Below are 26,557 nucleotides of genomic sequence, written 5' to 3'. Positions count from 1 at the left end.
CCAGCACACCAGCGCGTGACGTGCGGGCGGTAATATGGGGGGTCTGTATGCCCGTAAGTGACAGCGACCTGGCGGTGGATGACCGTCAAGTCGAAGAACCCGTCGACGCAGCTCCGGCGCCGCCGGCGCTGCGCCGGGTCCTCGGCATGCTCACCTCGCTGCCCGCGCTCGTCGGTGCCTTCGTCGGTTTCACGCTGCTGGCCATCGGGCCGTTGAAGCAGCTCGACCTGGCGCTGAACCAGCCGTGGTCGGCGTTCTTCTTCACCAAGTACCGCTGGCTGTTCCAGGACGTGATCGACCACATGGCCAGCCAGTGGGTGGCGGTGCCGATCCTCGGCGCGGTGGCCCTGCTGATCGCCGTGCTGCGGCGCTCTTTCCGGCCGATCGCCATCGTGCTCGGCGTGGAGCTCGGCTGGTACGGCGTCGTCGGCACGCTGAAGCTGCTGTTCTCGCGGCCCGCGCCGTTCAGCGACGACCCGTCGTTCTTCAGCGGCAGTCTGCTCACCAACGGCTGGCAGGGCATCAGCTACCCGTCCGGGCACGCCTCGGAGGCCGTGCTGCTCTACGGCGCGATCGTGTACCTGCTGCTGCGCTACACGTCGCTGCCCAGGTACCTCATCGTGCTGTCCGGCGTCGGCGTCGCGGCGATCACCGTCGCGACCGTCCTGAACTCGTTCTACCTCGGCTGGCACTGGGCGACCGACCTGGTCGGCGGTGCGCTCGCCGGCGCGATGTTGCTGCGCGCGGTGGTGGTGGCCGACAAGGTGATCACCGTGCGGGTGCGACGTACCGACGCGGGTCGGGTTAAAGTGGAGATACCGCCACTGATCGGGGTGAAACGCGAGCTGCGCGGTTCCGAGGACCTGCCGCGGGCGACCTCGTCCAGCGGCGCGAACCGGTAGCCCCGCGTGCGACTGACCGTGCTCGGCTGCTCCGGCAGCTTCCCCGGGCCCGACGGTCCGGCATCGTCGTACCTGCTCGAGGTGGACGGCTACCGCGTGGTGCTCGACATGGGCAACGGCGCGGTGAGCCGGCTGCAGCAGGTCGGCCAGCTGTACGGGGTGGACGCGGTGCTGCTGTCGCACCTGCACGCCGACCACTGCCTCGACGTCTGCTCGTACTACGTGGCACGCAAGTACCACCCGGACGGCCCGGCGCCGCGGATCCCGGTCTACGGCCCTGCGGGCGTGCAGGAGCGGCTGGACGGCGCCTACAGGTACCCGGAGCCCGCCGGCCTCGCCGAGGTCTTCGACTTCCGCGAGTGGACGCCGGACGCCGCGCACGAGGTCGGCCCGCTGCGGGTCACCGTGCGCAGGGTGTGGCACCCGGTCGAGGCGTACGCCATGCGCATCGAGTACGACTCGCTGGTGTTCACGTTCAGCGGCGACTCGTCCGTCGACCCGGCGCTCGTGGCGAGCGCGCGCGACGCCGACCTCTTCCTCTGCGAGGCGTCGCTGCTCACCCGCTGGCAGGCGCCGGACGGCGTGCACCTCACCGGCAGCCAGGCCGGCCAGCACGCGACCGAGGCGGCGGCGAAGCGGCTGGTCCTCACCCACCTGCCGCCGTGGACGCCGAAGGACGAGGTGCGTGCCGAGGCGGAGGAGACCTATGCCGGGCCGGTGCAACTGGCCCACCCCGGCGCCGTGTACGAGATCGGCCGATAGGCTCGCCGGCATGCCTCGCCCAGACGAACGCGCCGCAGAAGAGCTCCGCCCCGTCCGGCTGACCCGGTCGTGGACCGACCTGCCCGAGGGATCGGTGCTCTGTGAGTTCGGCCGCACCCGCGTGCTCTGCACCGCCAGCGTGACCCCGGGAGTGCCGCGCTGGCGGCGCGACAGCGGGAAGGGCTGGGTGACCGCCGAGTACTCGATGCTGCCGCGGGCCACCACGTCGCGCAACGACCGCGAGTCGGTGCGCGGGAAGATCGGCGGCCGCACCCACGAGATCTCCCGGCTGGTGGGGCGCGCCCTGCGGCCGTGCGTGGACATGAAGGCGCTCGGCGAGAACACCATCCAGCTCGACTGCGACGTGCTGCAGGCCGACGGCGGCACCCGTACCGCGGCGATCACCGGTGCGTACGTCGCGCTGAACGACGCCGTCGCGTGGATGCACGCCCGTGGCGGGATGATGGCGAAGAAGGCGGAGCCGATCGTACGTTCGGTGGCCGCGGTCAGCGTCGGCCTGATCGGCGACGAGCCGCGGCTCGACCTCTGCTACGAGGAGGACGTGGCCGCCGAGACCGACCTGAACGTGGTCTGCACCGGCGACGGCGAGTTCGTCGAGGTGCAGGGCACCGCGGAGGGCGAGCCGCTGACCAGGCCGCAGCTGGACGCGCTGCTCGACCTCGCGGCGAAGGGCTGCGCGCAGCTCGGCAAGCTGCAGGTGGCGGCGCTGGCCGCCGACCGTGGCTGAGCGCGCGCCGGCGAGGCTCGTCCTCGCCACGAAGAACGCGCACAAGGTCGACGAGCTCGCCCGCATCCTGGCCGCCGCCGAGCTGGCCATCGAGGTGGTCGACGCGTCGGCGTTCGACCAGACGCCGGACGTCGTGGAGTCGGGTGCCACGTTCGAGGAGAACGCGCTGCTGAAGGCGCGCGCGTTCGCCGCCGCCACCGGGCTGCCGGCGGTCGCCGACGACTCCGGCCTGTGCGTGGACGCGCTGAACGGCATGCCGGGTGTGCTGTCCGCCCGCTGGTCCGGCAGGAACGGCGACGACCAGACCAACCTCGACCTGGTGCTCGACCAGCTCGCCGACGTACCGGACGACCGGCGACTCGGCGGGTTCTACTGCGCGGCCGCCGTGGCGCTGCCGAGCGGCGCGGAAGAGGTGGTCGCCGGCGAGGTGCGCGGACGTATCGTCCGGGTACCCCGCGGCGAGGGCGGCTTCGGCTACGACCCGATCTTCCAGCCAGACGGCGACACCCGCACGACCGCCGAGATGTCACCGGAAGACAAGGACGCGATCAGCCACCGCGGCCGCGCATTCCGCGCCCTGGTGCCGATCCTCCGCGACCTGCTGACCTGACTCCCGCCGGTCAGTGGAAGAGCTCCCTGGCCTCCCACTCGATGGCGCGTTCGTCCAGCAGCACGTGGTACGCGGCGTCGCCGAGGGGGATGAAGCTGTCCTCGCTGGCGACTCGGCGGACGCGGCCGGTGAAGCCGGCGTCGAGCAGGGCGGCGATGACGCCCTCGGAGACGCCGCCGGTGCGCCTGGTCTCGTCCACGACGAGCACCTTGCCGGTGGCGGTCGCGTGCTGCAGCAGGTCGTCCACCGGCAGCGGGGAGAGCCAGCGCAGGTCGAGCACGCGGACGCCGACGCCGGCCTGCTCGAGCTTCACCTGCGCGCGCAGGCTCATCCCCAGCCCGTTGCCGAACGTCACGAGGGTGAGGTCGGTGCCCTGGCCGTACACCCGGGCCCGGCCGAGCGGTACGTGGGCGGCCGCCCAGTCGTCCGGCGCCGGGTACGGCGCGAGCCAGCCGTTGTCACCGTCGGTGTGCAGGTCCTTGGTGTGGTACAGCGCGATCGGCTCGAGGAACACGCACACCGAGCCGTCGACCTCGGCCGCGGCGAGGCAGGTACGCATCATGGCGGCGGCGTCGTCGGGCCGCGACGGCGAGGCGACCACCAGCCCGGGGATGTCGCGCAGCACGCCGACCGCGTTGTCGTTGTGGAAGTGGCCGCCGAAGCCCTTCTGGTACGCGTAGCCCGCGACCCGTACCACCATCCCGTTGCGGTACTGGCCGTTGGCGAAGAACTGCTGCGTCGCGGCCTCACCGCGCAGCTGGTCCTCGGCGTTGTGCAGGTAGGCGAGGTACTGGATCTCGGGCACCGGCAGCAGGCCGGTCGTCCCTGCGCCGAGCGCGATCCCGAGGATCGACTGCTCGTCGAGCAGGCTGTCGAACACCCGCGCAGGGCCGAAGCGTTTCTGCAGCCGCTGCGTGACGCCGTAGACGCCGCCCTTCCTGCCGACGTCCTCGCCGAACACCAGCATGCCGTCGCGGACGGCCAGGCCGTCGGCGAGCGCGCGGTTGATCGCCGTCGCCAGGGTGAGCGGCCCCTCGTCCTCGGGCAGCCGGTTCTCGAAGACCCGGGCGCGTACGTCGCGTTGTGCGGCGGTCGCGGCCGCCGCGGCGACCTTCGCCGGGTTCCGCGGCGCGAGCGGCGCCATCACCTCCGCGGCGCTGCCCAGCCGCCTGCTGTCCGCGACCTTCTCCGCGATGGCCATCACCTCGGAGCGGATCCGCTCGTACCGCTCGATCACCTGCCGCGGCTTCGCCAGCCCGGACTCGACGAGCACCTTGGCGGTCGCGATCAGCGGGTCGCGGGCGTGATCGGCCTCGATGTCCGCCGCACTGCGGTACCCGATCTCCGCGTCGGTGCCGGCGTGGCCGAGGTAGCGGACGACGGACAGGTGCAGGAACGCCGGGGAGCGCTTCGTACGGACGTGCTCCACGGCGGCGTGCGCCGCCCGGTGCGCCTGCGCGGGGTCGGACCCGTCTGCGGCGAAGTACGCGAGGCCAGGCCGGTTCCCGTACGCCGCCTCGATCCAGCCGCCCGGGGTGCGCACGCTGATGCCGATGCCGTTGTCCTCGCAGACGAACAGCACGGGCATCGGCAGGCCGGAGTACGCCACCTGGCACGCCGTGTTGATGGCGCCGGTCGCGGTGGAGTGGTTCGCCGACGCGTCGCCGAAGCTGCAGACGGCGACGGCGTCCGCCGGCCACGCGCTCGGGGTCTTCAGCTTCGCCGCGCGCGCGATGGCGAACCCGGTGCCGACCGCGCGCGGCAGGTGCGACGCGATGGTCGACGTCTGCGGGATGATCGAGAGCTCCGCGTTGCCGAACACCTTGTGCCGGCCGCCGGAGATCGGGTCGTCCGCCGCGGCCACCAGGCCGAGCAGCACGTCGCGCAGCGGGTCCTGGCCGGTGACCTGGTTGGCGCGTTCCAGGTAGAACGCGCCCGAGCGGTAATGCAGCAGTGCCGGATCGGTGGGCCGTAGCGCCTCGGCCACGAACGCGTTGGCCTCGTGGCCGGCGGAACCGATGGTGTAGAAGCCCTTGTCCTGGCTGCGTAGCCAGCGGGCGGCGAGGTCGAGGTGCCGGCTGCCGGCCTGGGCGTCGAAGATGCGGGCGAGCTGGGCGCCGGTGAGGGCGGAGTCTGGCCGTACGGGAGCCCCCGGGTCGAGCCGCCGCGCCAACAGCGGCAGGCTCCACACCGTATCGATGAAGTGCCGGTCGATCGCCTCGTCCGGCCCGTCGCTCGGCGGCAAGCGACGCCCTCCTTCAGCTACCCCCGGATGTCTCGTTGTATGCCGACATCACGATCGTTTGCGATATCGGCATACAACGTATCGAACAGCTTCACTCTGCCAGTGTGAAGTCCGTGTTCGGCGTGAGTTCGGCTACGTCCATCTGGGCCTTCTGCAGTTTCCCCGAGTAGTCCCAGTTCATCGACTGCCAGCGGGTCATCTGGTCGAGCACCCAGAGGCCGGACAGCCGGCTGCCGTTGCCCGACTTTCCGTTGCCACCAAAGGGAAGATGCGCCTCCGCGCCGGATGTCGAGTTGTTCGCGCTGACCATCCCCGCCGTGATGCCGCGGCGGAAGGTGAACGCCTCCTTGGCGTCCCTGGTGTAGATCGCTGCTGACAGTCCGTAACCAGGCGCATTCGCCAGGTCGATGGCCTCGCTCAGGTCGCCGTACGAGGCGACGCCGACGATCGGCCCGAACGTCTCGTTCATGAACAGCCGGTCGTCCGGACCGACGCCGTCGACGATCGTCGGGTGGTAGAACATGCCGGCGGCTGGGTCGCCGACGAACCCGTCGCGCGGGTTGTCCGCGGTGATCCTGCCGACGCCGGTCGAGCCGAGCACCCGGTGGTCGCCGACCCAGCCGAGGTACTCCTCGAACCTGGCGGCGAACTTCTCGTGCAGCATCGGGCCGTAGAGCACGTCCTGCATCGGGTCGCCGACCGCGGCGGCGCGGGTGGCCGCGTCGAAGCGGGCGATGAACTCGTCGTGGATGCTCTCGTGCACGATGACGCTGCCCAGCGACGTGCACCGCTGGCCGGCGGTGCCGAAGCCGGAGAACAACGCGCCCTCGACCGCGGCGTCCAGGTCCGCGTTCGGCGTGATGACCATCGGGTTCTTGCCGCCGAGCTCCAGGCACGGCGACTGCAGGTGCCGACCGGCGAGCGCGCCGATCTCTGCGCCGACCGCGCTCGACCCGGTGAAGCCGATCTTGTCGATCAGCCCCGCCTCCAGCGACCGCTCCAGCCCCTGGAACGTCGCGTCGCCCTCGGCGATCACTAGGTTGAGCACGCCGTCGGGCAGGCCGCCGCCCTCGACGAACAGCTCGTACATGGCCTGCGCGCAGGCGGTGGAGTAGTCGGCGGGCTTCCAGACGACCGCGTTGCCGGCGAGCAGCGCGGGGACCATGTACCAGGACGGCACGGCGACGGGGAAGTTGCCCGCGGTGATGATGGAGACGACGCCGACCGGCTCGCGGAAGGTGAACAGCTGCTTGTCCGGCATCTCGCTCGGGACGGTCTGGCCGTAGAGCCTGCGCCCCTCACCGAGGAAGAAGTCGCAGGTGTCTACGATCTCGCGTACCTCGCCGAGCGCCTCGACGTAGGTCTTGCCGATCTCCCGGGTGGCGATGCGCGCCAACCGTTCCGCGTTGGCCTCCATCACCCGGCCGATGTGCGCGATCGCGCGACCGCGTACCGGTGCAGGAACCTCGGCCCAGGCGCGCTGCGCGTCCCGCGCGGCCTGCGCCGCGGCGACGAACGTGTCGCTCGTGCCGAAGCTGACGTCGGCCACCGGCTCGTCCAGCTTGGCCGGGTTGTACGCCGTGACCTTGTTCCCGGTCGCGTCGGTGACCGGCTTGCCCGCGATGACCGAGCTGACGGATCTCATTGCGGTACTCATCCTTTCTTCGGGGCGCGCACGTTCGCCAGCGCCCGGTCGAGCGCTGCCAAGGCGGTGCTGAGTTCATCCTCGGTCACGACCAGGGCCGGACGGAACCTGATCGAGCGTGCACCGCAGGGCAACACGATGACGTGTTCGTCACGTAGCCGGCCGATCAGCTCGTCGCGCAGCTCGGTGGTGGTCACGTCGAACGCACACATCAGGCCGCGGCCGCGCGCGTTCGACACCAGGTCGGGGTGGCCGACGGTCAGCTCCCGCAGGCCGGTGAGCAGCTGCTCACCCAGCTTGGCGGAGCGCTCGAACAGCCCCTCCGCCTCGATGATCTCCAGCAGCCGGGTGGCGCGGACCATGTCGACCAGGCCGCCGCCCCACGTGGAGTTGATCCGGCTGGACACCTGGAACACGTTGTCAGGTACCTCGTCCACCCTGCGGCCGGCCATGATGCCGCCGACCTGCACCTTCTTCGCGAACGCCACGATGTCCGGTGCCAGCCCGAGCTGCTGGTACGCCCACGGCGTGCCGGTGCCCAGCCCGGTCTGCACCTCGTCGAGTACGAACAGCGCGTCGTAGCGGTGACAGAGCTCCTGCATCGCCTGCAGGAACTGCGGCCGCATGTGGTTGTCGCCGCCCTCGCCCTGGATCGGCTCGGCGAGGAAGCACGCGATGTCGTGCGGGTGCGCCTGGAAGGCCGCCTCCGCCTGGTCGAGCGCACGCTGCTCGGCGGCAGCCAGCTCGGCGAGGTGGTCGTCGAGCGGGAACGTGATCGCAGGTACGTCGATGCGCGGCCAGTCGAACTTCGGGAACCGGTCGGTCTTGTTCGGGTCGGTGTTGGTCAGCGACATGGTGTAGCCGGTGCGGCCGTGGAACGCGCGGGTCAGGTGCAGCACCTTCGTGCCCAGGTCGCGAGACCGGCCGGCGGCCTCGTTGCGCCTGCTCTTCCAGTCGAACGCGGCCTTCAGCGCGTTCTCCACGGCGAGGCCGCCGCCCTCGACGAAGAACAGGTGCGGCAGCGCCGGGTCGCCGAGCACCCGGCTGAAGGTCGCCACGAACTCGGCGTACGCGGTGGAGTAGACGTCGGAGTTGGCCGGCTTGTTCGCCGCGATGTCCGCCAGGTGGCGCATGAACGCGGCGTCCTCGACGATGCCCGGCGGGTTCGCGCCGAGCGGGGCGGACGCGAAGAACGTGTAGAAGTCCAGGTAGCGCGCGCCGGTGCGGGCGTCGACCAGCCACGAGCCTGAGCTCTTCGCGGTGTCGAGGACCAGCTTGAAGCCGTCCACGAGCAGGTGCTGGCGCAATGATTCGTGGACCTGCTCGGGGGTCACCTGCACCGAGGTGAGCTGGTCGCGGGTGATGGGCATGCGGGACCCCCCTTCGCGGTCGTGAATATTATCCGGATTGATCGTCGAATCTAAGGAAGAACTATAGAGATCGTACCTCGAAGGCGGTAGATCGTCCGGTAATGATCTCTCGACGGTAGGGGCTGGCCCCCGCTGGTTTACTGGGCGCCTGCCCCCTGGCTGGCGACATCGTCCGTCGCGTAGCGTCGGTCCCGGACGTGGGGACTTGGCCGGAGGTCGGATGGAAGATCAGCTGTTGTCGTACCTCATGCCTGCCGTGTCTTCTCCCTGGCTCTACCTGGTGATCCTGCTGCTCGCCGCCATCGACGGGGTCTTCCCGCTGGTGCCGAGCGAGTCCGTCGTCATCACCGCAGGTGCGTTCGCGACGGCCACCGGGCAGCCGAACCTGCTGGCGGTCGTCGTCGTCGCGGCCGCGGGCGCCTATCTCGGTGACAACACTGCGTATCTGCTGGGGCGGTTCGCGGAGCGCCGGCTGGCCGGCCGGCTGTGGCGGTCGCCGCGGCGTGCGCGGATCCACGAGTGGGCGCAGCACGCGCTCCAGGAACGCGGCGGGCAGATGATCATCGTGGCGAGGTTCCTGCCCGGCGGCCGGGTGGCTGCCTCGCTCTCCGCCGGCGCGCTCGGCTACCCAGGCCCGAGCTACCGCGCCTACGCCGCTGTGGCGGCGGTGATCTGGGGTACGTACTCGGCCATGCTGGGGTACGTGGGCGGTGTCGCCTTCCAGGAGCACCCGCTACGCGGCATGCTGCTCGGCCTGGCCATCGGCATGGCGCTGACCGTGCTCATCGAGGTGGCGAGGCGGGTCAGGAGCCGGGTTCAGCTCAGGCGTGCCCCCGGCCAGGAGTACACGTCGACCACCCTGGCGAACCCGCGGTCGACGAGCGCGTCCTCGAGCGAGACGTCGTCCTCGGCGCACACCACCACGAGCTGCGCGTCTCCGCGGGCGAGCGACTCGGCCGTCGCGGCGTCGACCAGCCCGCCGCGGTGCCCGCCGGTGACCCGGTCCACCAACCCTGTGGTGCCGCCGGGCCCGTAGCCCGGCGTCGCGGCCCGCTGGCTCAGTAGCGCGTACCCGTCGCCGTCACCGAGGACCGTGACGTCCGCGCTCGCGGGGTCGACCGCGCCGAACGCGTGCAGCGGCGAGGTCGGCAGGGCCGCAGGCGGGTCGACAGGTGCCGCGTCGCCACTGCCGCCCGCGCCGTCCGCCGGCAGCGCCAGCCGCCAGTACGAGGACCGGTGGCGCAGGCCGAGCGTGGCGAAGCAGCCAAGCTGCCTGATGTCCTTGCGCGGCACGTCGGTGAACGCGGGCCGCTCCCTGACCGCGCGGAGCAGCTCGACCATCGCGTCGCTCCACCAGCCCTCGTCGGCGGCGGCGATGTCGTCCACGTACCACTGGTCGCCGTGCGGCACGGTGACCGCGCAACCGACGACGTCGGCGCCGTAGGTGACCACGCGGACGACGGTGTCCTCGTCGGCGAGGTGCGCGGCGAGGTCGCGCTGGAGCTGCTCGTCGGCGTCCGCCGCGGCCTGGAAGTACTCCGGCTCCCACTCGGCGCGCAACTGACGCCCACGGCCGGCGATGGCGGCGATGGCGGGCAGATCCTCTTCGTTGGCAAGCCGTACCGTCGGGGACATCCCACTCCATTCGCGGTCGGGCGACACCCCGCACCGTACCCCGCGAGGTGCCGCGATGGTCCGCGACACTAGGGGACGCGCTCGCGCGCCCGGCGGACGACCGCGACCGCGGCGATCGCCGGTGGGGTGAGAACGGTGGGGACGAGCCAGAATGCCACGATCTGGAGGAGCGCCTCGTCGTCGATCCGCAGCGTCTCGCCGGCGGGCGGGGTGATCCAGGATCCGCCGACCAGCTGGGTAGTGACCTGGCAGCCGAGGTGGAAGCCGACGGAGGTCCACAGGTTGCCGGTCAGTGCGCGGAACATGCCAAGAGCGATGGCGAAGGTGAGGAACAACACCAGCCGGTCCGGGCTCCGTGCGGCGCCGATCAGCAGCCCCCAACCGGTGCAGAGGACGGCCTGCCCGAGCACGCACGCCCATGCCGGCCAGTGGTCGGCGAGGTTGCGGTAGACGTAACCGCGGAAGACCAACTCCTCCGGCAGGGCCTAGTACAGGAGGACCAACGGGACCGCGGCCGTTGCCAGGCAGGCAGCAGCCACGCCGCCATCCCGAGCAGCAGGTACCGTCCGCCGGTCCGCAGCGAGGTGAGTGCCTGGTCCGGCCACGGCCGACGGTCCAGCCACCTGCGGGCCGCATAGATCAGCGGGACGGTCAGGCTGGTCGCGAGCACCGCGCGTACGGTGTGCCCGGCGCGCCGGCGGCGGCTCGAACACCAGACCGAGCAGGTGGTGCAGCACCAGCCACCACCAAGCCGTCACGGCGAGGAGTACGACGGCGATCCGCATAGCGGTGCGGGCGCCACCGTCGGCAACGGTGGGCGGCGAGAGCTGATCCTTCACGGCGTGCGGGAGGAGGGACTCGAACCCACACACCCGAAGGCACCAGGACCTAAACCTGGCGCGTCTACCAATTCCGCCACTCCCGCGTGTGTGCAGAGTTCATGGTACGGGTGGGACGGTCGCGCGCAGGAAGCCGGTGACGAGGTCGGTCACCTCGGCGGGACGTTCCAGGCTGGGCAGGTGGCCGGCCCACGGCAGCTCGCGGTGTTCCGCGTGCGGGAGCAGGCCGGCCAGGTCCGCGGCGACCTGCCGGAAGTCGGGCAGGTCGCGGCCGCCGGAGACGGCCAGGCAGCTGGCGGTGACGGCGGCGAGGTCGACCGCCGCCTCGGTGGACGACTGCGGCGCGACCGCGGCTAGCTGCACGTCGAACGCGTGCCGCTGTATCAGCCGTACCCGGTCGCGGGTCGGCCCGTCGGCGTCCGGGCCGACGAACGTCGAGACGTTCAGCTCCACCGCGCCCGCGACGTCGCCGGCCCCGAGCAGGGCGTCCTCGCACTCGCCGAACGACCGCAGCGCAGGACCAGGCACCTGTCCCGGCCGGCCGGCGCAGAGCAGCACCATGGCAGGCACCAGGTGCGGCCAGCGCGCGGCGACCTCGAGCGCGACCCGGCCGCCGAACGACGACCCGACGACCGCCACCTCGTCGTAGCCGAGCGCACGGAGCAGCTCGACCACGTCCTCGGCGTTGCTGTACGGCCGGTCGGCGACCGGGGTCTCGCCGAAGCCGCGCAGGTCGGCGCGCACCACCCGGTAGCCGGCGGCCACCAGTGCCGGCCACTGCGGCTCCCACATCCGCCGGTCGCACACCGCGGAGTGCAGCAACAACAGCGCGGGACCGCTGCCGGCGACGTCGTGCGCAAGGCCCACCCGGCGGCCGGTCAGTCCACGTCCTTCAGCAGGCGTGCGACGTGGCCGGTGGCCTTCACGTTGTACATGGCCATGGCGACCGTGCCGTCCTCTGCGACGAGGAACGTGGACCTGATGACGCCGACCACCGTGCGACCGTAGTTCTGCTTCTCGCCGTACGCGCCGTACGCCGTCAGCACCGCGCGGTCCGGGTCGGCCAGCAGCGGGAAGGTGAGGCCCTCGGCGTCCCTGAACTCCGCCAGCTTCGCCGGTTCGTCGGGGGAGATGCCCACGACGGCGTAGCCGGCGCCGGACAGTGCGGCGAGGTTGTCCCTGAAGTCGCAGGCCTGCGTGGTGCAGCCGGGTGTCATGGCGGCCGGGTAGAAGTACACGACCACCTTGCGGCCGGCGTAGTCGGCGAGCGACACCTGGTTGCCGTCCTGGTCGGTGAGGGTGAAAGGGGGCGCGGTGTCGCCGGGCGCGAGCCGGCTCGCGGCAGTAGTCATGCGTCCGACCGTATCGTCCTCGGCGGGGTGAATTGGTCGAGGCCAGGGCCTTACTGGATACTGTCCGGACGAGGGAAGGCGTAGGAGGGTCAACCCGTGAGTGAGCCCACCGGAAGCCCCGGGGAGCTGGAGCGCCAGATCGAGCAGGCGCGTACCGACCTGGCACGGTCGGTGGACGCGATCGTCGATCGGGTCCACCCGAAGAAGGTGGTGCAGCGTTCCCTTGGCCGGATCAAGCAACGCGTCGGGGTCGGCGGTACGCCCGTGGCCGGCCAGCTCGAACACCCGCCGGGCGAAGAACCAGGTCCGGCGATCCGCAAGGAGCTGGTGATCGCGGCCGCGGTGGTGGTCGCCGCGGGAACGGTGGCCGTGGTGGTCTGGCGGCGCCGCAACTCCTGAGGCGCGATACTGTCTTGACGTGAGTGTCGAGTCCACAGCGCGTTCGTCGCTGAACGACGGCCTGCCGATCCGGTTGCTGCACGACCGGGTGCTCGTGCACGTCGAAGGCAAGGACGGTGAGCGCAAGTCGGCCGGTGGCCTGGTCATCCCCGCGACCGCCTCGATGGGTAAGCGGCTGGTCTGGGCGGAGACCGTGGCGGTCGGCAACAACGTCCGCACGATCAAGGTCGGCGACCAGGTGCTCTTCGACCCGGAGGAGCCTGCCGAGGTCGAGGTGCGCGGGGTCGACTACGTGCTGCTGCGAGAGCGCGACATCCACGCGGTCGCGGCGGAACGGCTGGAAGGCAGCGAGAGCACCGGCCTGTACCTCTGAGGCCCGCCGGGGCGGTGCACGGGCCACCGAACTGGTCACCATGCGTTCATATAGCGGTCCCGTAGCGTTAGGTCCCCGTCCCTAGGCTCCCGGCACGATCGGAATCGTCCGACGTGCGCAGGGGGTTCATCGGTGACCGGAGACGACGGCTCCGCCAGTACTCCCGCGGTGAGCGTGGTGGTCATCGTCTTCAACGACGCGGACCGGTTGCCCGCGGCGGTGAAGTCGGTGCTCGCGCAGACGCTCACCGACCTCGAGGTGGTGATCGTCGACGACGCCAGCACCGACCGGTCCGCGGCGGTGGCCGGGCGGTTCGCCGCGAAGCACCCGGACCGCGTACGCGTGGTCGAGCTGCCGGAGAACTCCGGTGGCTGCAGCCGGCCGCGCAACGTCGGGTTGGAGCACGTGCGCGGCGAGTACGTGATGTTCCTCGACAGCGACGACACCTACCAGCCGGACGCCTGCGCGACCCTGCTGGCCGCTGCCCGGCGTACCGGCGCGGACTTCGTCGCCGGCCGGTGCGTGCGCGTGCACATCGACGACGGCGCGGAGAGCCAGTGGTGTCCCAGGCTCTTCGAGGCGCCCGCGGTGTACGAGAACGTCCGCGACCACCCGGACATGCTCAACGACACCCTGTCCACCAACAAGATGTACCGGCATGCGTTCCTCGAACGCTCCGGGCTGCGGTTCGCCGACGGGCTGCACTACGAGGACAACCTGTTCAGCGCCCAGGCGTACCTGTCGGCGAAGCGCATCGCGTTCATCCCTGACCGGGTCTACAACTGGACGGTCGCGCGGCGGGGCAACCGGCAGTCGATCACGTCGAGCAAGGCGGAGCTGCGGAACTTCGTCGACCGGGTCGAGGTGAACCGGCGGGTGGACGAGTTCCTGCTCGGCCGCGACTGCCCCGATCTCAAGCTGCACAAGGACATCAAGTTCATCAACCACGACCTGCAGATGTACGTCTCCGACCTGCGGATGCGCGGTGCCGTGTACCGCAGGGAGTTCCAGGCGGTCGCCGAGTCGTACCTGGCCGAGCTCGACCCCAGCGCGTTCGAGGAAGCCAAGCCGGTACACGGCATCATGGCGTTCCTCCTGCTGCACGGCGAGTCGCAGCGGGCGATCGTCGCGTCGGACTTCGCCGGCCGGAAGGGTCGCCGTGGTCGACTGCTCACCGACCTGGTGGCGAAGGGCGGGCGCGTCTACTGGTGCGACGACCACCTCGACACCGAGCTCGGCCGCGCCCAGCTCGACGTCACCGAGCTCGGCCTGGACGAGGTGCCGCTGGACGAGTTCGACGTCGGCAACGAGGTGAGCATGATGGCGCTCACCCAGGGCCGGATGTACCTGGCCGGGGGCGTGGTGAACCCGCTCGGCCGGATCACGGCGGACGCGCCGGTCACCGGTGAGCTCGAGCTGTTCGACACCAGGCACAGCAACCGGCGGGTGCTCGTGCCGGTGAACGTGTGCTACGGGCAGCGCCGGATCACCTGGAGCGTGGACGTGAACGTGACCGAGGTGCTGCGCCCGCTCGGCATCATCGACCCATCGTGGGGGCTGCGGCTGCTGCTGCACGTGGGTGACGGGACGTACCGCACGAGGGTCACGGCGGACCGGATGTACTCGGGTGGGCAGTTGCCGGTGCGGCCGCGGATGGGGCGCAGCGTGGGTGACCACGTGGAGACGCGGCTGACCGACGGCGGCCTGCTCAGCCTGCGGATCGTCGCGCGGGCACCGGTGGGGCGCGTGACGGTCTGCGCGGGCCGGTGGGTCACCCGTACGAGGACGGGGCGGCGGCTGTTGTCCAGCGTGATCGCGGCAGAGCGGAAGCTGCTGGCCGCGCTGCGGCCGAAGCGACGCCCCGCAGCGGCGCTGCCCGAGGAGACCGCGGTCGAGCCTTCTGTCGGGGTGCCGAGCTGACGTCGGATGAACCTCGGGCCCGGGCACGCCGCCCGGGCCCCAGGCCCCCGTATGTCAGTCGGCCGGTTTGCGCGCGACCATCGCGACGTAGGCCAGCTCGTCGCCGCTGACCGAGAGCCGGTGGGTGTACGTGTGCCTGGCGAGGATGTCGAGCCTGCCGTCGGCCATCATGTCCCTGATCAGCGCGGCGAACCCGCCTTCCTCGATGTTCTCGAGGAACGCGTCCTTGATGTTGAACGCGACCCAGCCGCCCGGCTGCACGAGGTCGTAGGCGGCCTGGAAGGCGGTCGGCGGGATGTCGCCGAAGCCGAGCGCCGCGACGCACGTCATGCAGTTGATCGTGCGGTCGGCGAGGTCGCGCTCGGCCGCCTCGGGCAGGGCCCTGATGTCGCCGACGTGGTAGGCGTCGTACACGTCCGGGCGGTCACGCTCGGCCGCCGCTGCCGCCTCGCTGATGATGTCGACGGCGACGAGCGAGCCGGCGCCCAGTCGGCGCAGCTCCTCACCGACCATGCCGTTCCCTGCGCCGAGGTCGAGCACGTGTAGGTCGGCGAACGAGTCGCCGGCACGCTTGATCTGGTCGGCCAGCAACGTCGAGATGACCTCGGGGGACGAGCACTTCAGCAGCTCGCTGAACAGCTTCTCGTACAACCCGGGGATGGAGTAGATCTCGTCGTAGTCGTGGAAACGGATGCGGCGCTCTTTGCCGCCTTCCACCAAGAAGCAGAACTCCTCGTCCTGGCCGAGCCGCTGCTCGGTGTTCGGGAGGCGTACCGTCAATGCGGGCATCATTCGTTCTCCTTGGTTGCGGGAATGCACGGTCTCGGTGGCCCGACCGCCGACCAACGACATGGTGGAGGCACCAGACTGCGAACATGCGAACGCGGCGTTAAGGCACAGCGGCGGCGCCGGTGGCGGCACTCTTTACGGGCGCGACCCCTTCAGGACGCTAACGACCGCGAAGGTCGTCCCAGCGCGCCGACGGATTCGGCGACGTCGTGCACCGGGCAAGTTGCATGCCCGCATTCTATCGGGTGGTAAAGGGTGCCCCTTACGTTCTGTGAGGGGCCCAGGTGACGCCACTCAGCAGCCCACCAAACGGCTGGTCGGTGACCGGCCGGCCGCGCAGCCACGTCCGCCGCGTGCGGCCGACCAGCCGGTGGTTCGCGTACGGCGTGCCTGGGTGCCTGTGGTGCAGCGCCGCGGGGGTGACCACCCACGCCTGCTCGGGGGCGAACGCGACCAGGTCGGCGTCGCAGCCGACGGCGATCCGCCCCTTGCCGGCAAGGCCGGCCAGCCGTGCGGGCGCGTCGGCCATCCAGCGCACGACGTCGGTGAGCTGGTGCCCGCGGGTGCGCGCGTGCGTCCAGACTACCGACAGGCCGAGCTGCAGCGACGAGATGCCGCCCCACGCGTTCGCCAGGCCGCCTTGCTTGAGCTCGGGTGGGCAGGGGGAGTGGTCGGAGACGACGCAGTCGAGCGCCCCGTCCGCCAACCTCGCCCACAGCGCCTCCCGGTTGGCGGCGTCGCGGATCGGCGGGCAGCACTTGTCCGACGCGTCGGCGCCGGCGCCGTCCGCGGTGAGGGCGAGGTAGTGCGGGCAGGTCTCCGCGGTGATACGGACGCCGTCCGCGCGCGCCCTTGCGACCTCGGCCGCCGCCGCGGCGGCGGACACGTGCAGCACGTGGGCCCGGCCGCCGGTCTCGCGCAGCGCGGCGACGAGCTCGCGCACGGCCGACACCTCGGCCCTCGCCGGCCGCGACGCGACGAAGGCGGGATAGCTGTCGCCGGTGGCTGCCGGGGCGCCCGCGAGCACCGCGGCGTCCTCGGCGTGCACGAGGAGCAGCCCGTCGAACGCCGCGAGCTCGCGCAGCGCCGCGCGTACCTGCAGCCAGGTCAGCGGCGGGAACTCAGGCACCCCGGAGTCGGTGGTGAAGCACTTGAACCCGAGCACGCCGGCGGCGTGCAGCTCGCCGAGCCGGCCCAGGTTCGACGGCACCGCGCCGCCCCAGCACCCGACGTCCACGAACAGCTGGCCGGCCGCCGCCTGCCGCTTCGCCGCCAGCGCCTGCGGGTCGACGGTCGGCGGCAGCGAGTTCAGCGGCATGTCCACGATGGTGGTGACACCGCCCGCGGCGGCCGCCCTCGTCGCGGTGGCGAAGCCCTCCCACTCGGTGCGGCCCGGCTCGTCGACGTGCACGTGCGTGTCGACGAGGCCGGGCAGCAGGGCGTCGTCGCCGAGGTCGACGATCTCGGCCGCGTCGACCTCCGCGTCGTGGTCGAGCACGGCGGCGATCCGCCCGCCTTCGACGACGACCGTCGCCGGCCGCTCGCCGTCAGGGAGCACCACCCGCTGCGACCGCAGCACGAGCGAGCTCACCGCTGCTGTTGGTACTCGCGCCAGCTGCCGAGGGCCGAGATGTCCTCCAGCGTGTGGTGACCGCGGAACTGGTCGCGCAGCACCATCGCGAGCGACGCCTCGCCGTTGGCCAGCTCGATGACGCCGAGCTCGAGCTCCGGCGGCTCCGTCGGCAGCAGCGAGTCGCGGAGCACGTCGAGCGGCAGCTCGTACAGCTCACCGGCCACGCGGCAGCCGGTCTCGCCCGGCACCGCCGGCGTCATGCCGGGGAACTCGCCGCGTACGGCGAAGAACCGGTAGCGCGGTGCGGACGAGATCTCCGCGACCAGCCGGGCGCCCTGCAGGGCGTCGTGCGCCGCGCCGCCGCGCATGGCGGTGCCGTTGAGGAACATCGGGACCATGGGCCGCTCCTGTCACGTCTGGTCGGTCAGGTGCTCAGGTCGTACGGGGATCCGGGTCAGCGCCAGCCCCGTCGCTTCCCTGATGGCGGCCACGATGGCCGGCGTGGACGACAGCGTGGCAGGTTCGCCGACGCCGCGCAGCCCGTACGGCGCATGCGGGTCGGGGCACTCCATGATGTCCAGCCGCATCGGTGGCATGTCGAGGAAGGTGGGGATCAGGTAGTCGGTGAACGACGGGTTGCGCACCTGCCCGCCGTCGACGAGCAGCTCCTCCATCACCGCGAGCCCGAGGCCCTGCGCAGAGCCGCCGTGGATCTGACCCTCGATCGCCGACCGGTTGACCGCGAAGCCGACGTCCTCGACGGCGGCCAGCTCGACCACTTTCACCAGGCCGAGCTCGACGTCCACGTCCACGACCGCGCGGTGCACGCACAACGCGAGCTGTACGTGGCTGTCGCCCTGCCCGGTGACCGGGTCGAGCGGCTTCGTCGGGCGGTGCCTGAACACGGCGGTCTCCTCGACCGCGGTGTCGAGCACGTCGGCGAGCCGTCAGCTCACCCCGGCCGCCGTACGTACGGTGCCGCCGGTCCAGGTCAGCTCCTCCGGCTGGTGGCCGAGCAGCTCGGCCACCCGGGCCTTGATGGCCAGGCAGGCGGTCCGTACGGCGCCGCCGGTCATGTACGACTGCCGTGACGCGGACGACGAGCCGGCAGAACCCACCGTGGTGTCCGCGGTCTCGAGCACCACGCGGGGCACGCCGAGCTCGGTGTTGGCGACCTGATGCTGCACGGTCACCAGGCCCTGGCCCACCTCCGCGGCGGCCGTGTGCACCCGCACCACCGGCTCGCCGTCGACCGACTCCAGGACCACCCGGGCGGTGGCGTAGTCGTCGAAACCCTCGGAGAAGCACAGGTTCTTGATGCCGACGCCGTAACCGACACCGCGCACCACGCCCTCGCCGTGCGTGGTGTTCGAGACGCCGCCAGGCAGGTCGCGCGGATCTGGCGGATGGGTGACCGGTGCCGGCAGTGGGAAGCCGGCGATGCGGTCGAGCATCTCGGTCAGCGGCGCGGGGGAGTCGAGCTGCTGACCGGTCGCGAGCCGCGACCCCTCCCGCACGGCGTTGCGCCTGCGTACCTCCAGCGGGTCGAGGCCGAGCTCCGCGGCGAGCGCGTCCATCTGCGACTCGTACGCGAAGCACGCCTGCACCGCGCCGAACCCGCGCATCGCGCCGCACGGCGGGTTGTTCGTGTACACCCCGTACGCGTCCACCGCGACGTGCGGCACCTCGTACGGGCCGACGCCGAGCGACGCCGCGTTGCCCACCACCGCCCTCGTGGTGGCCAGGTACGCGCCGCCGTCGAGCACGATCTCCGCCTTCACGTACACCAGCCGGCCGTCGGTGGTCGCGCCGTGCTCGTAGGTCAGCACGGCGGGATGGCGGTGCACGTGCCCGAAGAACGACTCCTCCCTGTGGTACGCCATCCGCACCGGGCGGCCGGTGCGGAGCGCGAGCAGGCAGGCGTGCACCTGCACGGAGAGGTCCTCGCGGCCGCCGAACGCGCCGCCGACGCCGGCGAGCACCATCCGCACCTTGTCCGTCGGCAGGCCGAGGCACGGAGCGAGCTGGTCCAGGTCGACGTGCAGCCACTGGGTGGCGACGTGCAGCTCGACGCCGCCGTCGGCGGTCGGCACCGCGAGCCCGGCCTCCGGGCCGAGGAACGCCTGGTCCTGCATGCCGACCCGGTAGGTGTTGCGAACCACGACGTCGGCGTGCGCCTCGTCCGGGTCGCCGACACGTATCGGCTGGTGCCTGGCGATGTTCCCGCCCTTGTGCAGGTGCGGCGCGTCGTGGTCGAACGCCGCGCGCAATGGGTCGGTGAGCGGTTCGAGCACCTGGTAGTCGACGGCGATCAGCCCCAGCGCGCGACGGGCGGTGGCCGGGTCGTCCGCCGCGACCAACGCCACCGGCTCGCCGTGGAAGCGCACGATGTCGATCGCCAGCACCGGCTGGTCGCGCTCGTCCTGCCCGGTGTGCTTCTCACCGGGCACGTCGGCGTGCGTCAGCACCGCGTGCACACCAGGCAGCCGGCGCGCGGCGCCCGTGTCGATGCCGCGGATCCTGGCATGCGGGTACGGACTGCGCAGAGTGGCACCGAACAGGGCGGTGTGCGGGACCAGGTCGGACGCGTACGTGAACTCGCCCGTGACCTTCGCCCAGCCGTCCGGACGCACCGCCCGCTCGCCAATCCCGCCGACGGTGGTGGTCATCGCGCCTCCGTCCGCATCCGCAGCCCGCCGTCGGCGGCGCGTAGCTCGCGGGCGAGTGCGGTCGCGTCGGCGGCGGCGGGCACGCTGTCGGTGACGGTGCGCCGTCGCAGTTTGCGGGCGAGTGTGGCTGGGTCGGTGGTGTGGGTCGCGATGGGGGTGTCGCTGTCGGTGTGCGGTCGCAGTTTGCGGGCGCGGGCGGCTGGGTCGGTGGTGGCGGGCGCGCTGTCGGTCGCGACGGGGGTGTCGCCGGCGGTGGTGGTGGTCATCGTGTCTCTGTTCGCATTCGTAGCCTGCGGTTGGCGGCGCGTAGCTCGCGGGCAAGGGCGGTCGGGTCGGCGGTGGCGAGTACGCCGTCGGTCACCACCGGGGTGCCGGCGACGGTGAGCAGCCGCAGCGGCGCGGGTGGGCCGAGCACCAGTGCGGTCACCGGGTCGGCGATGTCCGCGTGGCCCAGTCCGTCCAGCCGCCACAGCGCGAGGTCGGCCAGCAGTCCCGGCTGCAGCGAGCCGAGCTCGCCGTCGCGGCCGAGCAGGCGGGCGCCGCCGCGGGTGGCCATCGCCAGTGCCTCGCGGGCGGTCAGCGCAGCCGGGCCGCCGCGTAGCCGCGCCGTGTACAGGGCTTGCCGCAGCTCCTCGACGAGCAGGCCGGCCTCCTGCGACGCGGCACCGTCCACGCCGAGCCCGACGGGTACGCCGGCGTCGAGCAGGTCGCGCACCCTGGCCATGCCCGCGCCGAGCCGGGCGTTGGAGCTCGGGCAGTGCGCCACCGCGGTGCCGGTCGCCCCGAGGCGTTTCACGGCGGCGTCGTCGAGGTGCACGCCGTGCGCGAGCCAGGTGTCCGGCCCTAGCCAGCCGAGCGAGTCGAGGTACTCCACCGGCGTGCAGCCGTACGTCCGTTGGCAGTAGCGCTCCTCGTCGGCGGTCTCGGCGAGGTGGGTGTGCAGCCGCACGCCGTGCGCGCGGGCCAGCTCCGCCGACGCCGTCAGCAGCTGCGTGCTCACCGAGAACGGCGAGCACGGCCCCACCCCGACCCGGGTCATGGCGGCCGGCGACGGGTCGTGGTGCCTGGTGATCGCCTGCTCGGTAGCGGTGAGCACGGCGTCGATGTCCTCCACCAGGTCGTCCGGCGGCAGCCCGCCGGCGGACGCACCGAGGTCCATCGAGCCGCGGCACGGGTGGAACCGGAGCCCGATCTCGGTGGCCGCCTCGACCGTCACGGCGAGCAGGTCGCCGGCGTCGCGCGGGAACACGTAGTGGTGGTCGGCGCTGGTGGTGCACCCGGAAAGCGCGAGCCAGCCGAGGCCCGCGCGCGTCGCCGCGCGCACCTCCGTGGCGCCCAGCTCCGCCCACACCGGGTAGAGCGCGCGCAGCCACTGGAACAAGGCTTCGTCGACGGCGAGCCCCCTGGTCGCCCACTGGTACAGGTGGTGGTGCGTGTTCACCAGGCCGGGGGTGAGCAGGCAGCCGCTGCCGTCCACCCGCCGCGTGGGGAGCCCGTCGCTGAGCGCAGGCGTGGCGCCGGGCCCGACCGCGGTGATCACGCCGTCCACCGCCACCAGGTGCCCGCGGTCGTACTCGGTGCCCGCCTCGTCGACGGTGGCCACCGCCGCGCCCTCGATCACCAGCCGCCTGCTCATCGCGTCACCTCGCGTCGCTGCGCGGCCAGGCGCACCGCGTCGAGGATCTTCTCGTAGCCGGTGCAGCGGCAGAGGTTCCCGGCGAGTGCCTCCCTGATCTCTGCGTCGGACGGGTCCTTGCGGCGGGCCAGCAGGTCGTGCACGGCGACGACCAGGCCGGGCGTGCAGAAGCCACACTGCACGGCGTCCGCCGTCACGAACGCCGCCTGCACCGGGTCGGGCTCGCCGGCGGACGTCAGGCCCTCCACGGTGACGACCTCGCGACCGGACGCCTGGCCGGCGGCGACCAGGCAGGCGCACGCCAGCACGCCGTCGAGGAACACCGTGCAGGAGCCGCATTCGCCTTGTTCGCAGGCGTTCTTCGTGCCCGGCAGGCCGAGCCGCTCGCGCAGCAGGTACAACAGGCTCTCGCCGGCCCGGACGCCATCGGCGGTCCTGGTCGTGCCGTTGACGGTGCACGTTACGCGCATCGCAGCTCCTCCCACGTCCAGAGCAGGCAGCGGCGGGCCAGCACCGCGAGCGCGTGCCTGCGGTACCGGGCGGTGCCGCGCACGTCGTCGATGGGTGTAGCGGCGGCCGCGACTAGCTCGCCGAACCGCTGCGCGACGGCGTCACCCAGCCGGTCCCGCCGCTGCCACGGCAGCTCGTTCGCCAGCAGCTCCTCCGCATCCGGCGCCCGTAACGGCGTGGGCCCGGCCGAGCCGATACCCGTACCGACCCGCTGGTGTGCCGGGTCGAGGGCGAGCGCGAACGAGCAGACGGCGATGACCATCGCGTTGCGCGGACCGATCTTCGCGAACTGCTGCGGGCCGGGCACCAGCGGTACGAGGACCGCGGCGATCAGCTCGTCCGGGGCAAGCGCGGTGCGCTTCGCGCCGACGTAGAAGTCGGTAGCGGCCACTGTGCGGGTGCCGCGCACGCTGACCAGCTCGACCTCGGCGCCCGTGGCCAGCAACGGCGGGTGGCTGTCACCGGCCGGCGAGCCGGCGCCGAGGTTGCCGCCGACCGTGCCCCGGTTGCGGATCTGCGGCGACCCCACGGTGCGGGCCGCGAACGCGAGCGCCGGCAGCAGCACACCAAGCTGCTCGATGACCGTCGTGTACGTCACCGCGGCGCCGAGCCGCACCCCGTCGCCGGTGCGTTCCCAGCAGGCCAGCTCGGGCACGGCGGTGAGGTCGAGCAGTGCACCCGGCGGCCTGCGGTCGAAGTTCAGCTCCACCATCACGTCGGTGCCGCCGGCGATCGGCGTCGCGTCCGGATGCGCGGCCTTCGTCTCGACGGCCTCCCGCAACGAGGCAGGCCGGAAGAAGTCGGTGCTCATGCGCGGGCCACCGTGCCCTCGATCAGGCCGTACGGCCGGTCGGCGGCGTAGTAGACGGCGTCCGGGTTGTCCCTGCCGAACGGTGTCAGGTCGACCAGGAAGTGGTGTTTGTTCGGCAGCGTGAGCGTGACCTCCGTGACCTCGGGGATACGGGCGAGCACCCGCTCGCCCATTGCGTACAGCGTCTGCTGCAGCGCGAGCGAGTAGGTGTCGGCGAACGCCTCGACGAGCGCCGCCCGCGCGATCGCGTGCGCGGTGTCGTAGTCCACGGTGTCCACGCCGTAGCGCCACCGCGCGGTCACCGAGGTGGCGAGCACCCGCTCGGTGGTGGGTTCGAGCGTCGTGTACTCGTCCACGGCGAAGTCGGTGAACTCCGACGCCGTGGAGTTCAGCAGCAGCAGGCTGGTGAGGCCGGCGGTCACCGTGGGGACGCTGCCGTCGTAGCCGACCGTCGCGGTACGCGTCTCGCCGCCTTCTGCGCGGGTGAACGAGTGCGGGCCGACCCGTTCCCACCGGTGCGCGGCAAGCTCCACGCACGCCGTGTGCACGCTCGGCTGGGTGTCCACGAAGTGCCTGGCCAACCGCGTGCCGAACGCCTCAGGCGAGCCGACGCCGTCGCGCGCGAACGCGTACACGGTGTTCTTCTGGCTGTCGGTGGGCAGCACATTGCGGTTGTCGCCGGCGAGGTGCGCGTCCGCGAAGTCGCCGGTGAGCGTCGTCGTCACCGTCAGGTCGACGACCTCGTGCTGCGGGTCGCCGCGGTCGATCCGCACCAACCTGGTCTCGGCCTTGCCGTACCTGTTCGACGCGAGCACGGTGTCCATCTCAGCTGCCCCGGTAGGTGGTGTACGAGAACGGGCTCAGCAGCAGCGGCACGTGGTGGTGGGCGTCGGCGTCGGCGACGGTGAACGTCACTACGACCTCGGGGTGGAACGTCGGCTGGCCGCGGTCCCGCCACCAGCCGCCGGTGTCGAAGACGAGCCGGTGGTTGCCGACGGTCAACGGCCAGTCCCGCACTCGTCCTTCGGTGTCGGTGTGCCCGTCGGCGACGAACTTCCAGTCGTGGCCCTCCTGCCGCCACAGGCTCAGCCACACACCGGCCGCGGGCCGGCCGGAGGTGGCGTCGAGCAGGTGCGAGGAGAGGGTCACTGCGTCACCAGCTTCCGCAGCCGCAGCCGCACGATCGCGCCGAGCTCGCGCACCGTCTCGGCGCGTTCGGTGTGCGCGTCGTTGGCGAGCCGCCGCCGTGCCTCGGCCAGGATCTCCGCGGCGCTGCGGCCGGTGGCGCAGATCAGGAACACGTGCCCGAACCGCTCCTCGTACGCGACGTTCGCCGCGGCCAGCTCGGCACGTACGTCGCTCGTGGCCACGCCGGCCTGTTCCTGCCGCGACCACGTGGACGCCCGGTCGGTCGCCGCAGGTCGCTCGCCGATGCGCGGGTGCGCGGCGACGGCCGTGTCCACGTCGCATGCGGAGAGCGCGGCGAACGCCGTGTCGCCGGCGGCGAGCAACGCGTCCGCGGACCGGTACGGCCGGCCGTGGCTCACCTGCTGTGCCCACCCCCGTGAGGCACAACAGGTGAGCAGCTCGGTCACGGCCGCGTGCGGGTGGAGGCGGTTGAACTCGTCGAGCGTCACGCCACCTCCACCCGCCGCGTTGCCGAGGTTTGCATTAGACGTCGCGCAGCGTGGTGCGCACAATCGGCGCCGCGTACGAGAATGTCGCCCTGCCGGCGCGGCGGTCTCGTAGCTTTCTCCGAATTACCCGCCGAGCAGGCACAATGAGCTGATGGCGGTGGACCTCAGGTCGCTGCTCCAGACGCCGGAGCTGGGGCTGGAGCTGCTGTGCGGCGAGCGGCAGCTGGACCGCACGGTCAGCTGGGTGGTCACCACGGACCTGCCCGATCCCCGCCGGTATCTCACCGGCGGTGAGCTCGTCCTCACCGGCATGGTGTGGCGCCGCGACGCCGACGACGCCGAGCGGTTCGTCCGGCACCTGGTCGCCGCGGGCGCGGCCGCCCTCGGCGCCGGCGACCCGGACCGCGACGAGCTGCCCACCGACCTGGTGGCCGCCTGCCGGCACCACCGGCTGCCGCTGTTCCACGTGCGCGCCGAGGTCGCGTTCTCCACGATCACCGAGCACGTCGTACGCCAGGCGTCCGCCGTGCGTTCCGCCGACCTGGCCACCGTGCTCGGCCGGCACCGCTCGCTCATCGAGGCCGGCAGCGACCTCGCCGGCGTGCTCGACCTGGTCGCCGGCGAGCTGGACATGCGCTGCGGCGTGCTGTCGCCGACCGGGCGGCTGCTGCGCGGCAACTCCACCGTCGCGCAGCGGCAATGCGACACCATCCTCGGCGAGGTGGCGCGCGGCGCCCCGCTGCCGTTCCTGGTGGACGCCGGCGGCGGCGTGATGCACTCGGTGTTCGCGGTGCAGGCGCTGGCGCCGGTGCGCCGGCTGCTCGTCGTGGACGACGACCACACCCGCTGGCCACCGCAGCGGCGCTCGGTGGTGGACGAGCTTGCGGCCATGGTCGCGCTGGATGCCGACGGTCAGGTGCACGCCGCCAGGACCGACGACGACCTGCTCGCCCTGCTCGACGACGGCGCGGACACGGCGGCGGTCGCGGCGCGGCTGCGGCTCGCCGGCCTGGAGCCCGGTGAGCCGCTCAGCGTGCTCGTGCTGTCCGGCACCGTCGGCGCAGAACGGCTCGCCGCCCTGGCGCTCGAGGTCGTCGCGGGGCGTGCGGAGCCGTTCGTCTGGCTGCCGGACGGCGACGGCGTGCTCGCGGTCGCCTCGGTCGCGGGCACCGGCGACGACCTCACGGCGGCGGCCAGGGCGGTGGCGACCGCGGTCACGCCAGGCGAGCGGATGGCCGCCGGCATCAGCGAGCAGGTGCCGGGGGCCGACGGCCTGGTCGGCGCGGTCACCGAGGCGCGGCACGCACACCAGCTGGCGGTCGCGAAGGCGGAGCCGGTCGCCGTCGCCGGTCCGGACGAGCTGGACGGCCACGAGCTGCTGCTGGCGAGTGTGCCCGCGGACGTCCGCGCCACCTTCCGCGCCCGGGTGCTCGGGCCGCTGCTGGAGTACGACGCGCAGCACACGTCCGAGCTCGTGCACACGCTGGAGGTCTACCTGGCGTCTTCCGGCTCGTGGTCGAAGGCGGCCGAGCAGCTGCACGTCCACGTGAACACGCTGCGGTACCGGGTCGAGCGGATCGAGCAGCTCACCGGCAAGGACCTGCGGCGGCTGCCGGACCTGGTCGACCTGCACCTCGCGCTCCAGCTGCGCTGACCTGGTCCGTAAGGTGGCTACGTGCAGCACCGCGGATGGCGCAGGATGAAGCCGGTGGCGATCGCCGCCGTGCTCGCCGCGCTCGCTGTGCTGCTCGGCTCGTTCGGGTGGAGCTCCACCACCGCCCGCAGCAGCGGGTCGGGCGGCGCGACCGACGTACGCGGCAGCGCCGCGGGCGCGGTCACCGGGAGCAGCGCCGTACGGGCCACGGACCGTGCGGCGAACAGCGCCGTGCGGTGGTCCCGTGGCGCCGCCGCCGCGACGGTCGCCGTCGCGGTGCGTTCCGGTGCCGCGGCCAAGTCGGCGTCCGGCGACGCGCCGGCGCTGCCGGCCGCCGCTGCCTACCTGCTCGGTGCGCTGCTGCTGCTCGGGCTCGCACACACCGCTGCCCCGTGGGCGCGCGGCGTACGCGGCCGGGTGCCGCAGGGCCGCGCACCACCCGCGACCTCCGGATCCTGACGCTCTCGTCGTTCCCGTG

The 26,557-nt window shown here is 72.2% G+C and carries 26 protein-coding genes, 1 tRNA gene and 1 pseudogene; 10 read left to right on the top strand and 18 right to left on the bottom strand.

The annotated features are described in order from the left end of the window. The first annotated feature begins 47 nt into the window (after positions 1-47). From GEV07_08305 to rdgB, 4 genes are read left to right on the top strand one after another with little or no spacing between them, the layout of a single operon-like run. The gene (locus GEV07_08305; protein MQA02704.1) at positions 48-902 is read left to right on the top strand and encodes a phosphatase PAP2 family protein; all 855 of its coding nucleotides are present in this window, start codon (positions 48-50) and stop codon (positions 900-902) included. A 6-nt stretch (positions 903-908) separates the two neighbouring features. Then, entirely contained in the window at positions 909-1,664 is a 756-nt protein-coding gene (locus GEV07_08300; GenBank protein MQA02703.1) for an MBL fold metallo-hydrolase, read from the top strand. A gap of 10 nt (positions 1,665-1,674) precedes the next feature. Continuing rightward, positions 1,675-2,412, top strand: coding sequence for a ribonuclease PH (locus tag GEV07_08295; GenBank protein MQA02702.1), 738 nt, complete (start codon positions 1,675-1,677; stop codon positions 2,410-2,412). After that, positions 2,405-3,022 carry an RdgB/HAM1 family non-canonical purine NTP pyrophosphatase gene (gene rdgB, locus GEV07_08290; GenBank protein MQA02701.1) on the top strand — a complete coding sequence of 206 codons (618 nt, stop codon included), beginning with the start codon at positions 2,405-2,407 and terminating at the stop codon, positions 3,020-3,022. The genes GEV07_08295 and rdgB overlap by 8 nt, the downstream gene beginning before the upstream one ends. Before the next feature lie 10 nt (positions 3,023-3,032). On the opposite strand, the gene GEV07_08285 is transcribed toward rdgB, so the two are convergent. The 3 genes from GEV07_08285 to GEV07_08275 all read right to left on the bottom strand — a co-directional run bounded on the left by GEV07_08285 (position 3,033) and on the right by GEV07_08275 (position 8,282). After that, positions 3,033-5,237: an MFS transporter gene (locus tag GEV07_08285; protein MQA02700.1), complete on the bottom strand. Its 2,205-nt coding sequence runs from the start codon at positions 5,235-5,237 to the stop codon at positions 3,033-3,035. Between the two features lie 121 nt (positions 5,238-5,358). After that, positions 5,359-6,912, bottom strand: a complete 1,554-nt coding sequence (locus GEV07_08280; GenBank protein MQA02699.1) for an aldehyde dehydrogenase family protein — start codon at positions 6,910-6,912, stop codon at positions 5,359-5,361. A gap of 8 nt (positions 6,913-6,920) precedes the next feature. Further along, positions 6,921-8,282, bottom strand: coding sequence for an L-lysine 6-transaminase (locus GEV07_08275; protein ID MQA02698.1), 1,362 nt, complete (start codon positions 8,280-8,282; stop codon positions 6,921-6,923). Between the two features lie 220 nt (positions 8,283-8,502). Here GEV07_08275 and GEV07_08270 point away from each other — a divergent pair, with 220 nt between their 5' ends. Continuing rightward, positions 8,503-9,318 (top strand): DedA family protein, encoded by an 816-nt coding sequence (locus GEV07_08270; protein MQA02697.1) that lies wholly within the window; start codon positions 8,503-8,505, stop codon positions 9,316-9,318. A gap of 667 nt (positions 9,319-9,985) precedes the next feature. Here GEV07_08270 and GEV07_08265 read toward each other — a convergent pair. The 4 genes from GEV07_08265 to GEV07_08250 form a co-directional block, all read right to left on the bottom strand. Beyond that, the gene (locus GEV07_08265) at positions 9,986-10,399 is read right to left on the bottom strand and encodes a CPBP family intramembrane metalloprotease (protein ID MQA02696.1); all 414 of its coding nucleotides are present in this window, start codon (positions 10,397-10,399) and stop codon (positions 9,986-9,988) included. A 361-nt stretch (positions 10,400-10,760) separates the two neighbouring features. Further along, positions 10,761-10,842 (bottom strand) — tRNA-Leu (locus tag GEV07_08260). 13 nt (positions 10,843-10,855) lie between these two features. Then, complete coding sequence (locus tag GEV07_08255; protein MQA02695.1) at positions 10,856-11,623, bottom strand: alpha/beta fold hydrolase; 768 nt, start codon at positions 11,621-11,623, stop codon at positions 10,856-10,858. An 11-nt stretch (positions 11,624-11,634) separates the two neighbouring features. After that, entirely contained in the window at positions 11,635-12,108 is a 474-nt protein-coding gene (locus GEV07_08250) for a thioredoxin-dependent thiol peroxidase (protein MQA02694.1), read from the bottom strand. Between the two features lie 96 nt (positions 12,109-12,204). On the opposite strand from GEV07_08250, the gene GEV07_08245 reads away from it, so the two are divergent. From GEV07_08245 to GEV07_08235, 3 genes are all read left to right on the top strand, one after another. Further along, complete coding sequence (locus GEV07_08245; GenBank protein MQA02693.1) at positions 12,205-12,507, top strand: DUF3618 domain-containing protein; 303 nt, start codon at positions 12,205-12,207, stop codon at positions 12,505-12,507. Between the two features lie 19 nt (positions 12,508-12,526). Continuing rightward, positions 12,527-12,880: a co-chaperone GroES gene (locus GEV07_08240; protein ID MQA02692.1), complete on the top strand. Its 354-nt coding sequence runs from the start codon at positions 12,527-12,529 to the stop codon at positions 12,878-12,880. 132 nt (positions 12,881-13,012) lie between these two features. Continuing rightward, on the top strand, positions 13,013-14,800 hold the full coding sequence (locus GEV07_08235; protein ID MQA02691.1) for a glycosyltransferase: 1,788 nt from the start codon (positions 13,013-13,015) through the stop codon (positions 14,798-14,800). A 54-nt stretch (positions 14,801-14,854) separates the two neighbouring features. On the opposite strand, the gene GEV07_08230 is transcribed toward GEV07_08235, so the two are convergent. From GEV07_08230 to uraD, 11 genes and pseudogenes are all read right to left on the bottom strand, one after another. After that, complete coding sequence (locus GEV07_08230; GenBank protein MQA02690.1) at positions 14,855-15,592, bottom strand: methyltransferase domain-containing protein; 738 nt, start codon at positions 15,590-15,592, stop codon at positions 14,855-14,857. A gap of 259 nt (positions 15,593-15,851) precedes the next feature. Beyond that, on the bottom strand, positions 15,852-17,180 hold the full coding sequence (allB, locus tag GEV07_08225) for an allantoinase AllB (GenBank protein ID MQA02689.1): 1,329 nt from the start codon (positions 17,178-17,180) through the stop codon (positions 15,852-15,854). After that, a complete protein-coding gene (locus GEV07_08220; protein MQA02688.1) occupies positions 17,177-17,560 on the bottom strand; it encodes a gamma-glutamylcyclotransferase in 384 nt (127 codons plus the stop codon). The genes allB and GEV07_08220 overlap by 4 nt, the downstream gene beginning before the upstream one ends. A 12-nt stretch (positions 17,561-17,572) precedes the next feature. Beyond that, positions 17,573-19,831: pseudogene (pucD, locus tag GEV07_08215) on the bottom strand (xanthine dehydrogenase subunit D). Then, on the bottom strand, positions 19,828-20,097 hold the full coding sequence (locus GEV07_08210; protein ID MQA02687.1) for a hypothetical protein: 270 nt from the start codon (positions 20,095-20,097) through the stop codon (positions 19,828-19,830). The pseudogene pucD and the gene GEV07_08210 overlap by 4 nt, the downstream one beginning before the upstream one ends. After that, positions 20,094-21,467, bottom strand: coding sequence for an 8-oxoguanine deaminase (locus GEV07_08205; GenBank protein ID MQA02686.1), 1,374 nt, complete (start codon positions 21,465-21,467; stop codon positions 20,094-20,096). Before GEV07_08205 ends, GEV07_08210 begins: the two co-directional genes overlap by 4 nt. Then, positions 21,464-21,937, bottom strand: coding sequence for a 2Fe-2S iron-sulfur cluster binding domain-containing protein (locus tag GEV07_08200; protein ID MQA02685.1), 474 nt, complete (start codon positions 21,935-21,937; stop codon positions 21,464-21,466). Before GEV07_08200 ends, GEV07_08205 begins: the two co-directional genes overlap by 4 nt. Then, the gene (locus GEV07_08195) at positions 21,928-22,788 is read right to left on the bottom strand and encodes a xanthine dehydrogenase family protein subunit M (GenBank protein MQA02684.1); all 861 of its coding nucleotides are present in this window, start codon (positions 22,786-22,788) and stop codon (positions 21,928-21,930) included. The genes GEV07_08200 and GEV07_08195 overlap by 10 nt, the downstream gene beginning before the upstream one ends. After that, positions 22,785-23,612, bottom strand: a complete 828-nt coding sequence (pucL, locus tag GEV07_08190; protein MQA02683.1) for a urate oxidase — start codon at positions 23,610-23,612, stop codon at positions 22,785-22,787. The genes GEV07_08195 and pucL overlap by 4 nt, the downstream gene beginning before the upstream one ends. A gap of 1 nt (position 23,613) precedes the next feature. Continuing rightward, positions 23,614-23,937 (bottom strand): hydroxyisourate hydrolase, encoded by a 324-nt coding sequence (uraH, locus tag GEV07_08185; protein ID MQA02682.1) that lies wholly within the window; start codon positions 23,935-23,937, stop codon positions 23,614-23,616. Continuing rightward, positions 23,934-24,425 carry a 2-oxo-4-hydroxy-4-carboxy-5-ureidoimidazoline decarboxylase gene (uraD, locus tag GEV07_08180; protein ID MQA02681.1) on the bottom strand — a complete coding sequence of 164 codons (492 nt, stop codon included), beginning with the start codon at positions 24,423-24,425 and terminating at the stop codon, positions 23,934-23,936. Before uraD ends, uraH begins: the two co-directional genes overlap by 4 nt. Before the next feature lie 151 nt (positions 24,426-24,576). Between uraD and GEV07_08175 the strand changes: the two genes are divergently transcribed. Continuing rightward, the gene (locus tag GEV07_08175; GenBank protein MQA02680.1) at positions 24,577-26,079 is read left to right on the top strand and encodes a PucR family transcriptional regulator; all 1,503 of its coding nucleotides are present in this window, start codon (positions 24,577-24,579) and stop codon (positions 26,077-26,079) included. A 21-nt stretch (positions 26,080-26,100) separates the two neighbouring features. Further along, positions 26,101-26,538, top strand: coding sequence for a hypothetical protein (locus tag GEV07_08170; protein MQA02679.1), 438 nt, complete (start codon positions 26,101-26,103; stop codon positions 26,536-26,538). The last annotated feature ends 19 nt before the right edge of the window (positions 26,539-26,557 follow it).

The sequence above is a fragment of the Streptosporangiales bacterium genome (assembly GCA_009379825.1).
Classification (GTDB): Bacteria; Actinomycetota; Actinomycetes; order Streptosporangiales; family WHST01; genus WHST01.
Note: the sequence above shows the minus strand (reverse complement) of the source record. Positions and strands in the feature narration are given on the sequence as shown.